Source organism: Streptomyces griseus subsp. griseus (genome assembly GCF_000720255.1).
Taxonomy (GTDB): Bacteria; Actinomycetota; Actinomycetes; order Streptomycetales; family Streptomycetaceae; genus Streptomyces; species Streptomyces griseus_I.
In genome coordinates this window covers 66953-80803 of sequence record NZ_JOJE01000019.1, presented here as the reverse complement: position 1 = coordinate 80803, position 13851 = coordinate 66953, and the positions used below count along the sequence as shown (strand labels likewise).

At 71.7% G+C, this 13851-nt stretch carries 14 protein-coding genes; 4 read left to right on the top strand and 10 right to left on the bottom strand.

What is annotated here, in order from left to right; translation table 11 throughout:
- Positions 1 to 150 precede the first annotated feature (150 nt).
- Entirely contained in the window at positions 151 to 447 is a 297-nt protein-coding gene (locus tag IG99_RS25135) for an ANTAR domain-containing protein (protein ID WP_037677387.1), read from the top strand.
- A gap of 38 nt (positions 448 to 485) precedes the next feature.
- On the opposite strand, the gene IG99_RS25130 is transcribed toward IG99_RS25135, so the two are convergent.
- Positions 486 to 926, bottom strand: coding sequence for an ATP-binding protein (locus IG99_RS25130; RefSeq protein ID WP_037677384.1), 441 nt, complete (start codon positions 924 to 926; stop codon positions 486 to 488).
- Between the two features lie 454 nt (positions 927 to 1380).
- Between IG99_RS25130 and IG99_RS25125 the strand changes: the two genes are divergently transcribed.
- Positions 1381 to 2871, top strand: a complete 1491-nt coding sequence (locus IG99_RS25125) for an RICIN domain-containing protein (RefSeq protein ID WP_037677383.1) — start codon at positions 1381 to 1383, stop codon at positions 2869 to 2871.
- An 82-nt stretch (positions 2872 to 2953) separates the two neighbouring features.
- Here the strand turns inward: IG99_RS25125 and IG99_RS25120 are convergent, their stop codons facing one another.
- On the bottom strand, positions 2954 to 4180 hold the full coding sequence (locus IG99_RS25120; RefSeq protein ID WP_234311948.1) for a hypothetical protein: 1227 nt from the start codon (positions 4178 to 4180) through the stop codon (positions 2954 to 2956).
- Positions 4181 to 4398: 218 nt separating this feature from the next.
- Here IG99_RS25120 and IG99_RS25115 point away from each other — a divergent pair, with 218 nt between their 5' ends.
- Positions 4399 to 4782, top strand: coding sequence for a hypothetical protein (locus IG99_RS25115; RefSeq protein ID WP_037677381.1), 384 nt, complete (start codon positions 4399 to 4401; stop codon positions 4780 to 4782).
- 65 nt (positions 4783 to 4847) lie between these two features.
- Here IG99_RS25115 and IG99_RS25110 read toward each other — a convergent pair whose 3' ends face one another.
- The 6 genes from IG99_RS25110 to IG99_RS25085 form a co-directional block, all read right to left on the bottom strand.
- Complete coding sequence (locus IG99_RS25110; RefSeq protein WP_037677378.1) at positions 4848 to 5255, bottom strand: hypothetical protein; 408 nt, start codon at positions 5253 to 5255, stop codon at positions 4848 to 4850.
- The gene (locus IG99_RS44275; protein ID WP_063768331.1) at positions 5249 to 6022 is read right to left on the bottom strand and encodes a M23 family metallopeptidase; all 774 of its coding nucleotides are present in this window, start codon (positions 6020 to 6022) and stop codon (positions 5249 to 5251) included. Before IG99_RS44275 ends, IG99_RS25110 begins: the two co-directional genes overlap by 7 nt.
- Positions 6023 to 6089: 67 nt before the next feature.
- A complete protein-coding gene (locus IG99_RS25100; RefSeq protein ID WP_051865867.1) occupies positions 6090 to 6965 on the bottom strand; it encodes a C40 family peptidase in 876 nt (291 codons plus the stop codon).
- 62 nt (positions 6966 to 7027) lie between these two features.
- Positions 7028 to 7759: an RNA polymerase sigma factor gene (locus tag IG99_RS25095; protein WP_234311947.1), complete on the bottom strand. Its 732-nt coding sequence runs from the start codon at positions 7757 to 7759 to the stop codon at positions 7028 to 7030.
- Positions 7760 to 7884: 125 nt separating this feature from the next.
- Positions 7885 to 8544: a M15 family metallopeptidase gene (locus IG99_RS25090; protein ID WP_037677507.1), complete on the bottom strand. Its 660-nt coding sequence runs from the start codon at positions 8542 to 8544 to the stop codon at positions 7885 to 7887.
- A gap of 148 nt (positions 8545 to 8692) precedes the next feature.
- A complete protein-coding gene (locus IG99_RS25085) occupies positions 8693 to 9091 on the bottom strand; it encodes a hypothetical protein (protein ID WP_037677377.1) in 399 nt (132 codons plus the stop codon).
- A 307-nt stretch (positions 9092 to 9398) separates the two neighbouring features.
- Here IG99_RS25085 and IG99_RS25080 point away from each other — a divergent pair, with 307 nt between their 5' ends.
- A complete protein-coding gene (locus tag IG99_RS25080; protein ID WP_037677375.1) occupies positions 9399 to 12644 on the top strand; it encodes an AfsR/SARP family transcriptional regulator in 3246 nt (1081 codons plus the stop codon).
- Between the two features lie 18 nt (positions 12645 to 12662).
- Here IG99_RS25080 and IG99_RS25075 read toward each other — a convergent pair whose 3' ends face one another.
- Together IG99_RS25075 and IG99_RS25070 are read right to left on the bottom strand one after the other, a co-directional pair.
- Positions 12663 to 13202: a CbrC family protein gene (locus IG99_RS25075; protein WP_037677506.1), complete on the bottom strand. Its 540-nt coding sequence runs from the start codon at positions 13200 to 13202 to the stop codon at positions 12663 to 12665.
- A gap of 26 nt (positions 13203 to 13228) precedes the next feature.
- Positions 13229 to 13759, bottom strand: a complete 531-nt coding sequence (locus IG99_RS25070; protein ID WP_037677372.1) for a hypothetical protein — start codon at positions 13757 to 13759, stop codon at positions 13229 to 13231.
- Positions 13760 to 13851: the final 92 nt, after the last annotated feature.

Here is a 13851-nt window from a genome sequence, read left to right as displayed (position 1 = left end):
TTTCGTGGACAGGAGGTGGCCGTCTTGTTCGTTTTCCGTGTAGCGCCGCGGCCTTTCGCCCCGCAGGCTTGGACGAGTCGCCGCCGTGGGGTGTGTCCCGCCGCGGATGTCGGTTCGCGGACGCTGGACAGAGGGGTAGGACGGTTGGCCATGTCCGGGCAGGAGGAGCTGGTCGAGCGAATCAGCGCCCTGCAGGAGGAGGTCGGCCAGCTGCGTCAGGCCCTCGCGTCGCACGCGGTGATCGACCAGGCGATCGGCGTCGTCATCGCCGTGGGGCGGCTGCGGCCGGAGCAGGGCTGGGACGTCCTGCGGGAGATCTCCCAGCACACCAACACCAAGCTGCGTGAAGTCGCGGAATACGTGGTGCAGGGCACCCACTGCGGCTGGCTGCCCGACGAGATCCACCACGCCCTGACCGCCGCCCTGCAGCGCGCGCGGACGCAGTGAGATCCGGACCCCGCCACCGCGCGAGGTGATGCGAGGAACTACCAGCGCACGAAGACGTGCACCGTCTTGCCCTGCTCGCCCGGCTCGGTGATGGTCTGCTCGGCGAGGGCGTTGATCAGGTGCCACCCGATGCCGCCGCGTCCGTCGAGGTCGAACCGGCGTGGTTCGGGCGGCGTCGGGTTGGTGTCCTCGACAGCGATCTGTACCGTGTCGGCCACAGCCCGTAGCCGCAGCGTGAACGGTCCCGGCGCGAAGGTGAACGCGTTGGAGGCCAGCTCGGTGACCACCAGCAGCACGTCGTCGGGCGCGTCCGGCGCGTGCGGTGCCTGCAGGCGTTCCAGGTTCTGGAGGAAGGCGGCCGCGTCGTCCCTGGCCTGTGCCACGTCGCTCAGCTCCCCGCCGAAATGCCAGGTTCGCTCAACGCTCAGGGTGTTCAATAGGCCGGCTTCCCGCTCTGTGGGGTCGCGTTCGGCGGGCATGTGGCTCTTCTTTCCTTCCGATGAACTGGAGGCTTGTACCGGTTTCCCGATCTGCGCGAAGGCATGCCCAATTTCTCCCCATCGACGCGACGAACGGGCGTTCGCGCGCCACCCTCATCCGGTGGCCGATACATTACAGTGCGTGACGAAAGTGTACGCAGTGGAGCGCCTCGGTGTGCGTGGCGAACGGGCCCGAGCGTGAGCGCGCGTGTGCCGGCAGTCCCCGGGTCGCGGAGCGGGGCGTCGAACTCTGAACTCCCCCTGATGTCAGGTGACTTGCGGCTCATGCGGCCCACGCCCCGTTTCAACAAATGCCACCAGGAAGCTACAGAAGCCCACGGGTTTCCCCGGTCAAGGATCAACAAAATCGATCGCGATTATTGACTCCCCCGCAGGGCTGCCCCTCTCATTGACCCTCGAATCGCTCGGAGGAGCTTCAGGAGAGGAAACCCCCATGGGCAAGGACGCCCCACCCAGACCTGCCGACCGGTGGCGCAGAGCCGCCGCCGCACTCCTTACGCTCCTCGGGGGCCTGGCGGCACTCCTGCTGCCGGTGACCGAAGCACACGCGGCCTCGGCCACGTTCACCACCGGCGCCGCACGGACCGACACGAACGGCAACCCCCTCCAGCTGCACGGGCTGGGCATCATCAAGGTGGGCAACACCTGGTACGGCTTCGGCGAGGACAAGACCGGCGAGACGTCGGCGGACACCTCGTTCCAGGACATCCCCTGCTACACCTCGACCGACCTCGCCAACTGGAGCCTCCAGGGCCAGGCCCTGAGCAGGCAGAGCAGTGGCGACCTGGGCCCCAGCCGGGTCGTGGAACGGCCCAAGGTCATCTACAACGCGTCGACCAGCACGTACGTGATGTACATGCACATCGACAGCACCAACTACTCCGACGCCAAGGTCGGTGTGGCGACCAGCAGCACCCCCTGCGGCCCGTACACCTACCGGGGCAGCTTCCGCCCGATGGGCAACCTCAGCCGTGACCTCGGCCTCTTCCAGGACACCGACGGCACCGCCTACCTGATGAGCGAGGACCGCAACAACGGCCTGCGCGTCTACAAGCTGTCCGCCGACTACCTCTCCGTCGACAGCCTGGTGACGACCCTGGGCAGCAGCGGCAGCAACAGCGTCGAGGCACCCGCCATGGTGAAGGTCAACGGCACCTACTACGTCTTCGGCTCCCACCTCACCGGCTGGAGCCTGAACGACAACATCTACGCCACCGCCACCTCACTGAGCGGCCCTTGGTCGGCCTTCCGCAACTTCGCCGCCCCGGGCACCCACACCTACGGCAGCCAGACGGCGAACATCATCACCGTCCAGGGCACCTCCGGCACCACCTACATCTACGCCGGTGACCGCTGGGACACCTCCAACCTGGGCGCCTCGAAGCTGATCTGGCTGCCGCTGACCATCCGTGGCACGACGGTGAACCTCGGCCAGTACCCCACCTGGTCCCTCGACACCGCCGCCGGCACCTGGACGGCCGGCAGTGGTCTCCCGGCGGAAGGCGTCCGCACCCTGAAGAACGGCAACAGTTCGATGCTGATGGACGTGGCGAGCGGTTCCACGTCGACCGGCGCCAAGATCATCCAGTGGCCGTCCAACGGCGGTGCCAACCAGCAGTGGACCCTCACGAAGGTGGCCGACAACGTCTACACGCTGAAGAGCGTGAAGAGCAGCCTGTGCCTGGACGTCCCCGACCAGTCGACCAGCACCGGAGTGCAGCTCCAGCAGTGGACCTGCAACGGCGGCACCAACCAGCAGTGGTTCCTTGACCTGGTCGGCAGCTACACCGGTAGCACCTACCTGCTCACCGGCGTCGGCAGCGGCCTGACCATCGGTGTCACGGGCGCCTCCACCACCCAGGGCGCGGCAGTCGTCCAGGAAACGGGCACCGGAGCGACCAGCCAGCAGTGGAACATCTCCTGACCGACGTCGGTCAAGGGCCCACACAGCCCCGGCCCGCTCGCCTCATCGGCGGGCGGGCCGGGGCGCCGCACCGTCCGCCGCGTCAGCAGACCGGCACGCCCGGCACCTGGTTCTCCGGCACGCTGAGATAGAGGTTGCTCATGTAGCCCCCGTGCTGGGGCAGGTAGGCCCACCAGTCGTTGACGTAGGGCGGCACGCTGACCTGCTGGCCGCGTTTCTGGCAGGCGACCAGGACCTCGACGCCTGCGGGCAGTGCGGTGACCGCGCCGGACGTGGTGGTCGCCTGGGTACGGACCCGGACCCCGCTTCCCCAGGTGCCGATCCAGGTGCCGGCCGGCCGCGAGGCGCCGGGGACGTTCAGCGAACGGGTCAGCCGCCCCAGGTCGGAGTACGCCTTGCCGTAGGACGTGCCGCTCGGGTGCAGGGTCATGACGGCCACGACGGAACGGTCGCCCCCGCCCACCACGCCCGTGGTGTGCAGCGCCGGACGCGACAGGTCCACGGCGTCGACGGCCGCGCCCGTCCGCGTCTCCGCTCCGGTCGCGGCCTCGGCCGCCGTGGCGGTGGCCGCCGTGGCGGTGGCCGCCGTACAACCGCCCGAACTGAAGCCCGACCAGCCCTGCTTGACGGCCCACGGCCGGTCGAAGGAGCCGGCGATGCCGAAGTGCTGGTCGTAGCCGTCGGTGGCGCAGCGGGTGGACCGGCGCAGGTCGCCGAGGACGTAGTCGCGTACGGCCGGGGGAGCGGAGTCCAGCAGATAGCGGTAGATCTTCACCGTGTCGCGGGCCGACATGGCGGTGTAACCCCAATGGCCGGGGTGCGTCGACGGCGGCCGCGCGGTGTCCGTCAGACCGAGCCGCGCGACCATCCGGTCGACGATCGCACCCCCGCCGTTGTTCGCCCAGAACGTGCTCGCGGCCGCGTCGTCGCTGCCGCGCAGCATGCTGTCGATCCGGGACCGGTCCGTCGCCGACAGGGCGTCGGGGCCGCGGCTCCAGAGCACGTCGAGGGCGATCAGCAGCTTGACCACGGAGGCCGACCTGAACTGCCCCGCACTGTTGAGCTGCTCGGTGAACGTGCCGGTCTGCCGGTCGAAGACCGCGATGCCCGCCGTCACCCCGGCCGGCACGTCGGCCCGGGCCGACGCGGGCGGCGACGGCGACGGGGCGGTGCCCGGTGCGGCCGTGGCGGTGGCGGCGGCGCACAGGAGCGTCGCCACGAGGGCGACGGCCGGCAGCCCCGCCCGCGCCACCCGACGACGGGCCGCCCGTACCCGGGCCCATCCTGAATCGCTGCGTGAAGTCGTCATCGTCATCCTCGTGTCCGACTCGGGTGCGTCACTCGCACCACCGCCTGGACGGCGTCACGGCCCACGCCGTATGAGAACGGGGCCGGGAGGCTCCGGGTACCGGGACTCTCATACGACGGACCACTCGCGCCCGTCAGACGGGCGGGGGCCCCGAGCGGCCGGCACGACCGGCCCCGTCCCTGGGCCCGGCCCGACTCCCGACACCCCATGGAGCGCCCATGCACCTCCGCCGCACCCGTCTCGCCGCCGCAGGCCTCGCCGCGGGCGCCGTGCTGTCCCTGTTCGCCTCCACCGGCACCGCCCAGGCCGGCGCCGCTGAGTTCTACGTCTCGCTGCAACCCAACAGCAACGTCCGCTCGACGCCCGACACCCGTAACGCGCCGATCCTCAACACCGGCCCCACCAGAAACCGTTACTACCTGGACGGCGTCTGCTACGTGCACGGCCAGCCGGTCACCGCCGGCGGCTACAGCACGGACGTCTGGTACCAGGGCACCGTCCACGACGGAGAACTCGTCAACGGGCCGTACCGCAACGTCTGGGTCTGGGGCGGCAACGTCAACGTCGGCGTGGATCCCTCCCCTTCGGCGCGGCAGTGCTGAACGAGCACACCGGCGGGGGCCCCTGGAATCCCAGGGGCCCCGCTTCGTTGCGCGGCGCCGCCGTCTCAGCAGGTCGGCAGACCCGAGTCCGGCTCGTCGTCGCCGCCTCCGACGAGGAAGATCTCGCTCATGTACGCGGAAGGGGCCATCCCCGCCGCCGGTGTCTTGACCCACCAGGTGTGCCAGTAGGAGCCGTAGGTCGCACGGCCGCCCTTGACCTGGCACAGCACCCTGAGGAACCCGCTGTCGGGTGAGGTCGCGATGACCGGGGCCTGGGCGTTCGGCGCGGAGCGCAGATTGACGTCCGAGCCCCAGATCGGGCAGCGGAACGTTCCGGGGTAGTCGTGGTCGGGAGTGCAGGGCGCCGAGTCGGCGGCCCGCGCGGACGAGGTGAGGCCGGGGGAGAGGAGCAGCGCGGCGGCCAGAGCGGCCGCCGCGACACCCCTCGTACCGGCGAGGGCGCCGGTCAGCATTCACGCACCCCCGGCAGCCAGGCGGCGGGGTCGTCGATGTAGATGTTGCTGATGTAGCCGCCGAGCGCCGGGATGTATGCCCAGGCGTCGTTGCTGTAGCCCTCGGCGTTGACCAGGTCGCCGTGCTTCTGGCACTCCACGTGGACCGGGGTCGGCCCGGTGAGGGTGCGCACCACCGCCGCGTTCAGCCGCGCGTCGGCCCGCACCCGCACCGACGTGCCCCACGTGCTGAAGTTGGTGCCCGGCGTCCCGCCGCCGCCCGGGGTGCACGGCAGGCTCACACCGCGCGCCGACAGGTAGGGGACGGGGTCCATGCCCCGAGTGCTGGACGTCGAGCTGTGTGCCTCGAAGTGCAGGTGGTTGCCGGAGGAGTCGCCCTCGGAGCCCATGCGCGCGATCAGCTGACCGCTGGTCACCCGCTGGTTCACGGAGACGAGCCGCTCGTACATGTGGCCGTACTCGGTCACCGTGCCGTCGTCGTGCTTGATGCGGATCCACTGGCCGTAGCCGCTGGCGGGACCGGAGGCGATGACGGTGCCCGCCCCCGTGGAGTAGATCGGCGTACCGCGGTTGTTGGCGATGTCGACGCCGTCGTGGCCGGAGTGCCACCACTGGGTCACCGTTCCGGCGGCCGGGCAGGACCCGGCTTCGGCGGGCTTGGCCGGCGGAGCGGCGTCGGCCGCGCCGGCCGTGAGCGGGATCAGCCCCATCGCGGCGACCGTGGCGACGAGCGTTCCGAGGGACTTGGTCCGGTTGAACACGCGCATGGCGAGTTGTCCTCCGTGCAGTGAAGGGTTGGGCGGGGTGGGTGGCGGGGGTGGGCGGCGCCGCGGATCAGCAGGTGGGGACCCCGGGCAGCCAGGCCGCCGGATCGTCGATGTAGATGTTCGAGATCCAGGCCTTGTACTTCGGCAGGTAGGACCAGGCGTCGTTGGTGTAGCCCTCGGCGGTGACGGTCTCCGCGTGCACCTGGCACTGCACGTCCACCGCGGTGGGGCCGGGCAGCCGGGTCACGGGAGGCTTCCCGGTGCCGGGCTCCTGCCGCAGACTCACGTTGGTGCCCCACGTCATGAACCGCTTCGTGCCCGTCGGCGGCTGCTCGGTGCCGGCGATGCGCAGGGCGCCCGCGTACTGGCCGTTCAGACGCACGTCGCTGACCATGACGAGCGTCCCGGACTCCCGGGCCTCGATCATCTTGCCGTCGCCGAGGTAGATGGCGATGTGGTGGACGCTGTTGAGGTTGTTCGGGTTCGACGCCCACAGCAGCAGATCGCCCGGCTGCAGAGGAGCGAGCCCCTGGTCGCGGGAGAAGCGGGCCGTCGCGCCGCTCCACTGGGCCTGGTTCCACGACCCCTCGGGCAGCGCGATCCCCGCTCCCTGCCAGGCCGCGTACTGCACCAGGTGCGAACAGTCGAAGCCCTTCACCTGGCTGTCGTGGGCGCCGGGGCCGCCACCGGGGTAGTCCTGACCGTACGTCGGTCCGTGGATCGAGCCGCCACCCCAGGAGTACGGCACCCCGATCTGCGAACAGGCGGCGTTCACGATCGCCTGCGCCTGAGCGGGAGCGCCCGCCAGGGGCCGGCAGTCGGCGGGGGCCGCGGTCTTCGAGGTGAGCGGCGACGAGGCGGCCATCGCCGTACCGGTGAGGCTCAAGGTGGTGGCGAGCAGCAGTCCTCCTGCCACCGCCAGTGTGCGGTGCGTGCGGCGCATGTGGGGTCCCCCTGGTTCGGTGCGCGCGGTGAGCGGATGTGCGAGTGAGCGGGCCGAGGTGGTCAAGGGCGTTCGGCCTTCACCGTGGAGACGGGGGCGATGGCCGGTTCGTATGCGCCGAGTGCGGCGCGCATCTTGGCGAGGCCGCGCATGCGGTTGCGCTGCACGGTGCCGCGGTGCGCGCCGAGCCGCTCACCCGCCATGTCGTGGGTCAGCCCCTCGAGATCGACCAGGATCACGGCGGCCGCCTCCTTGACGGACAGCCCGCGCAACAGCGCGGTCGCCACCGCCTCCGCCTCCCGGATCGCGAAGCCGCCGTCCCAGCCCTGCTCGGGCAGCCGGTCCGTGCAGCGTTCCTGGCGTGAGGGATGCCGCCACAGGTCGCGCAGCAGGTTCAGCGCCGCCGCGCAGGTGTACGCGTACGGTTGCTGCTGACGCGCCAGGGTGCGGGCCCGGGCCCGGCGGGAGAGTCTCAGGTACGTCTCCTGCACCAGGTCGTCCGCGTCGTGCGGATTGCCGGTCAGGGCCAGCAGCCGGCGCCGCAGCCTCGGCATCACCGCGGTGAACGCCTCGTCGAACTCGGCCGCGGTCATGTGGTCGGCGACGCCCCCGTCGAACCGGGCGGCGAACGGCTCGCCGCGTGGGACGGCAGCGGTCGGGGTGGTCGCGGTGGTAGTGGTCGCGGTGGTCGTGGCGGTGTTAGTGGTCGTGATCGTCGTGGTCGTCGTGGTGACGACCGTGCTGGAGAAGGCGGACGACTTGGTCATCGTCGTCGAGATGCAGGTGTTCTCCACGGTGTTCCCCCGGGGTCTGTCTCGGCGTGCGGTCAGGCATGTGGTCCGGCATGCGGTCAGTCATGCGGCGCGGTGGTCGTGGTCCGCTGCCCCATGGCCCGGCAGTCGGCCGTCGGCGCGCCGTACTACGGGCGCGTGCGGCCGGCGGGCGCGTACAGGGCCGCCGGCGCGTCGGTGAGCAGGGCCCAGTACCGGTCGCCGTACGACCAGTGCCACCACTCGGTCGGGTAGTTGACGAAGCCCGCGGCCGTCATCGCCCGGCCCAGCACCGCCCGGTTGGCGCGCGCCTCGGCGTCGATGTTGATCGCGGCGGTGCGGCAGCCGCCCTCGCTCTCCTCGGGCGTGGCGTTGACCTCGGTGCCGAGGGGGAGTTCCGCCCCGTCCTCGGTGCACAGCGTCAGGTCCACGGCGCCACCGCAGACGTGCGGGGCGACCTCGGGAGGCGAGATGTAGGCGCTGGCCCACTCGCGTATCTGCTCCGGCGAGGCGCCGGGACGGTCCGCGCGCAGGGTGTCCGCGTACGCGTCGAAGTACCGGCGCTGCAGTGCCGGCGGCCGGTACCCCTCCACCATCAGCAGGCGCACCCCTCGGGGCAGCGCGTCCTGGGCCAGCAGAAGGCGGCGCAGAACACCGGCCCGCAGATGGGCGTACGAACCGTCGGCGTCGGCCTTGCGCGCGTCGACCCGCAACGCGGCGGACTCCCTGACGTCGACCAGGGCTTCGCCGATCTCGACGACGCGGGTCGAGGCGACTCGGTGATCCGAAAGCAGAATGATGTCCGTCACGCTCACAGCGTGTCGGTGAGCTCTGCAGGAACGATGCAGATCCTCTGTAGGCGGGGATGCAGCGCCTCTGGAGCACGATGCGGTGCCTATAGGACGAGGCGCAGCGCCCCTGCAGAGCGGGCACACGAATGCCTTGGAGCGGACCGCGTCAGAAGCAGTCCTCGAAGTTCTCGGAAACACCGGGAATGGGACCCCAGTTGACGCCACCGCTGACATATACCGCACTGATCCAGCCGCGCGGCCCACCGGCGTCCACCTGGACCCAGTAGTCGTTGACGTACTGCCCGTCCCTGACGGTGTCGCCCTTGTTCTGGCAGTACGCCTTGACGTTCATCCGGCTGACCTTCACCCCGCTGTACGGCGGGCAGGTGAGTGAGTTGCACGCCCGCATGTTGACGCCGGTGGCCCAGACGTAGACGGTGGTCGTGGCCGCCGCCTGCGGGGCCGGCGCGGCGGCGACCAGGGAGAGGGCGGCGCCGCACGCCGCCGTCGCGGCGACCGCGGTACGGCGCAGCCGGGTGCTTCGCCTGCTGATGGAGCCGATCATGGATTCCTCCGGTTGGGTGTCGTCGATACACCCCGTTGACGGCCCCGCCACGTCGGTCGTATGCGTGCGCCCCACATCTCGTTCCCGGCGGCTCATACGAGGAGCTGACCGTTTCCGTCCCAGGGAGGAACTCGGACAGTGCTTTCGTCGGATTGAGAGGAAACCTCACCGGACACCCATCGAATTCCGGCCACTCGTCGGCCACACCGGTCCCGCCGTGAAAAAGGGCGGACCGGTAAGAGGCATGCCTGTCGGTGGGCGCCGGTATGTTGTCCCTGACTTGCGAGAACGTGAATCGGGGGACACGGTGGACGTTCGCCTTCTGGGGCCGGTCGAAGTGTCGAGCGGCGGACGTCGAATTCCGCTGAACGGGGCCAAACCGACGGCCATACTCGCCGCCCTCGTCGTGCATCTCGGCGAGGTGCTGTCGGCCGAGCGCCTTGTCGATCTGGTCTGGGAGGAAGAACCCCCCGCCACCGCACGGGCCCTCGTCGCCACGCACGTCTCCGGACTGCGCCGCGCGCTCGTCGGCACGGAGGGCGCCGAGGCCATCCGCACCCGCTCCCCGGGCTACCTCGCGGAACTGCCGGCCTCCGCCGTCGACGCCCGCCGCTTCGAGGCCGCCTGCGCGGCCGGCCGCGTCGCGGCACGCGACGGGCGGGCCGAGGAAGCCGTCGAAACCCTCCGGGCGGCCACCCGGCTGTGGCGCGGACAGGACGCCCTCGAAGGCCTCGGCCAGTCCTTCGCCCGCGTCGAGGCCATGCGTCTGGCGGAACTCCGCCTGGAGGCACAGGAGTACCGCTTCGCGGCCGAACTGGCCCTGGACCGACGCGCGGACCTGGTCGCCGAACTCGTCGCCCACGTCGCCGCCCACCCCCTGCGCGAACGCCCGCGCGGTCAGCTGATGACCGCGCTGTTCCGCACCGGCCGCGTGGCCGACGCGCTGCGCTGCTACGAGGAAGGCCGCCGCCTCCTGCGTACCGAGCTCGGCATCGACCCCGGCCAGGAACTGCGCGGCCTGCACCAGGCCCTGCTCCGTGCGGACACCGACGTGCTCGGAGCGCCCCCGGTCCGCCGCGCGCCCACACCCCCGACGGCGACTCCCACCACCGCCGAGCCGCCCGCGCGCGCGGCCGACGAGGACCCCCAACTCCCGCACCAGCGCCTCCCCGGGCCGCCGTACGACGGCCCGGCCCGCCCGGCGCCCACCCAACTCCCGCCCGATGTCGCCGACTTCGTCGGACGTGACGAGCAGATCGCCTGGGCGACCGCTCTTCTCGAACAGGTACGGGACCCGCGGCGCACCGCACCGCCCATCGGCGTGATCTCCGGCCGGTCGGGCACCGGCAAGACCGCCCTGGCCGTGCACGTGGGCCACCGCACCGCCGAGCTCTTCCCCGACGGACAGCTCTTCGTCGACCTGCGGGCCTCGGACACCGAACCCGTGCGCACCGCCGACGCCCTCGCCCGGCTGCTGCGCGCCCTCGGCGTCGACTCCGACACCCCGGCTCGCGATGAGGAGGACCTCCTCGGGCTCTACCGCACCCACATCGCGCGCCGCAGGGTCCTGCTCATCCTCGACAACGCCGTCAGCGAGGCGCTGCTGCGCCCCCTGCTGCCGCCGGGCGGCGGCTCCGCGGTGCTCATCACCGGCCGCCGCCGACTCGTCGCACTGGAAGGCGCCGCCCACCTCGACCTGGGCGTTCCCTCCGAGGCGGAGGCCCTCGACCTGCTGGCCCGGGTGGCGGGCCCGGCCCGGCCCACCACGGAACCCGGCCAGGCCGCCGAGATCGTCGCGCTGTGCGGACGCCTCCCCCTCGCCGTCCGCATCGCCGGCGCCCGCCTCGCGGCCCGCCCCCACTGGACCCCGTCCCGCCTGGCGGCACGGCTCCGCGACGAACGCCGCCGCCTGGACGAACTCCAGGCCGGGGACCTGGAGGTGCGCGCCAGCCTCGGACTCGGCTACGCCGACCTCGACGCCCCGGAGCAGCGCGCCCTGCGGCGCCTGGCGCTGATGGACCTGCCCGACTTCGCCGCGTGGGTCGCCGCGCCCCTCCTCGACGTGACCGTCGACGACGCGGAGGACGCCGTCGAACAGCTCGTCGACTGCCACTTCGTGGAGGTCGTACGCACCGACGAGACGGGCAGAACCCGCTACCGCATCCACGACCTGGCCCGCGAGTACGCCCGCGAACGCTGCCTGGCCGACGAGGACCGCCACGACAGGGAGGCAGCGATACTGCGGCTGATGGACCGCTGGCTGACCATGTCCCGCAGTGCCGCCGCCCGCGGTCCGGGCGGCGCCTCCAGACTCTTCTCACCCACAGCGACGAACGAGCCGAAACAGCCGTCGGACGAACCGGCACGACTGCCGGACGGGCCGAGACCGACAGACGGGCCGAGGCCGACAGACGGGCCGAGGCCGACAGACGGGCCGAGACCGACAACCGGCGCGGGATGCCCCGACGACGAGTCGACCCACCTCATCGACGACCCGACCGCGTGGTTCGCGGCCGAACAGCGGTGCCTGCTCGCCGCGGTCACCCACTGCGCGGAGCACGGGATGCTCGACGCCGCCCGCGAACTGGCCGCCGCCCTCATGGCCGCCTCCGCCGCGCTCTACAACCAGTTCGACGCCTGGTCCCGCTCCCACGACGTGGCCCTGGAGGCCGTACGTCGCGGCGGTGACGTCGAGGGCGAGGCCTGGCTGCTCAACGGGCTCGGCCAACTCCGCCTGGAACAGGACCGTTTCGACGAGGCGCACGCCTTCTTCGCGGCGGCACTCCGCCTCTTCGAGGACAGAGCCGTACGCCGCGGACGCGCGGACGCCCTGGCCGGCATGGGCGCCGTACGCCGCGAACAGGCCCGCTTCAGCGAGGCGTTGACCCTGCTGACCTCGGCGCTCGAGCAGTACCGCGAGCCGGAGGACACCGCCGCCACCGCCCACGTCCTGTACGGCATCGGCTGCGTGTACCGGGACCAGGGCCGCCACGACGAGGCGTGGGACGCCCTGACCCGGTCCCACCGGCTGTACGTGACCGCACGCGACCGGCACGGCGAAGCCCTGGCCCTGCGCTCCCTCGGCCTGTGCCACCGGGCGCGCGGCGACCTGCCGAGCGCGCGGGCCCTGCTGCGTCAGTCCCTCGGCATCTTCGAGGAGACGGGCGACGCCTTCGGCGTCATGTACGCCAACCAGTCCCTCGCCAAGGTCGAGTTCCGCCAGGGCCGCATGACCGAGGCCCGGAGGCGCCTGGACCAGTGCCTGGAGATCACCCGCGAGCGCCAGGACCTGTTCGGGGAGGCCCTCGTCCTGCGGACCCTCGGCGAATGGCATCTCGCCGCGTCCGACTGGCGGTCGGCGACCGACACGCTGCGCCAGGCCCTCGCGCTGTGGGACAAGCTGGACCTGCCCCTGTGGCGGGCCCGCACCCTCAAGGACCTGGGCTCGGCCGAACTGGCCGGCGGCGACACAGCCACGGGACTGGAACTGCGGCAGCAGGCCCAGCACATCTTCCGCGAACTCGGCAGCCGCGAGGCCGTGGAAGCCGCATGAGCCCACCGCCACGGCCGGTCATGTGAAGTCGGAGGTGGCGAGATGCGCCGAGCACACCCGGCAGCGGAAGAGGTAGGCCGTCGGCTGGCCGTCCTTGTCCAGGGAACCGAGGTAGTGCTCGGTCCGCTCCGTCGGCCATCCCCAGCCGGTGATCTCCCGCCGCATCGCCTCCACCGCGTCCGGACGGTCGGCGAGTTCGGCGGCCCCGACGCGGCCCAGGAAGGCGGCGCCGTCGCCACAGTGCAGCAGCCACTGCGGGTCCTGCCACGCGGAGAACCCCGGCGTGCGCTCGGCGATGGCCAGCAGCACCTCCCTGGGCGCGTCGTCGCCCACCGCGCCCGCGCAGAAGTGCGCCCCGTACCGTGCCGCGGCACTCCCGTCGGCGATGCACCACGGGCACAACCGCCCCTCGGGCTCCGCCACGGCGTACACCGGCCCCGCGTACACATATCCGCGCACCGTCCCGCAACACACGCACAGCACCCCGTCGGCAGCCACCACGGAACCGGTCGCCACCGGGTGGGGGTGGTAGGGAAACGCCGGGAGGGACTTCGTCACGAGGGCCTCCGTCGAGCGAGCCTCGGTCACGACGACGGGTCCGCGATCAGAGGCTCATAGGCTGTGTTCTCCGGCGTGAAGACGAGCACGTAGTCCTTGCCGATCCCCTTGGCGACCTCCCGCACCCGCGCCAGCACAGCCGCCTCGTCGCCCAGTTCCAGGCCGAGCGCCGCGGCCGCCCGGTCCCGCCGGTCCGCCAGATCGGGCATGTCCTCGAGGTATTCCGCGGCGAGTTCCCGGCTCTCCGGTACCGTGAAGTCCCGAAGGTCGCGCCACCAGGGCGCCGTCAGCAGCAGCCGCAGGAGTTCGGGCAGTCCGACGGCGACGAGCGCCGCGCCCCCCTCGGAGTCCGCGTACAGGACGGGGCGTTCCTCGCCGCCCTCGCCGCAGAAGAAGAAGGTGCCCCCGGCCCCGTCACCCGCGAACCCTTCCAGCGCGGCTCCCGACGCGAGGTGCACCTCCTCGACGTGATCGCTCCGGTCCAGTTCGAAGTCGCCCGGCCAGGCGAGGAAGGCGGCGGCGTCGGCGTGCCTGCGAATGGAGCTGATCAGCGACATGGTCGGCACTCTAACGGCCGGCACCGACAGCGGCGGCGCCTGGCCGACCACCCGGGTCACCGGCGGCGGGCGTTCGAGAAGCCAAGGCGCGC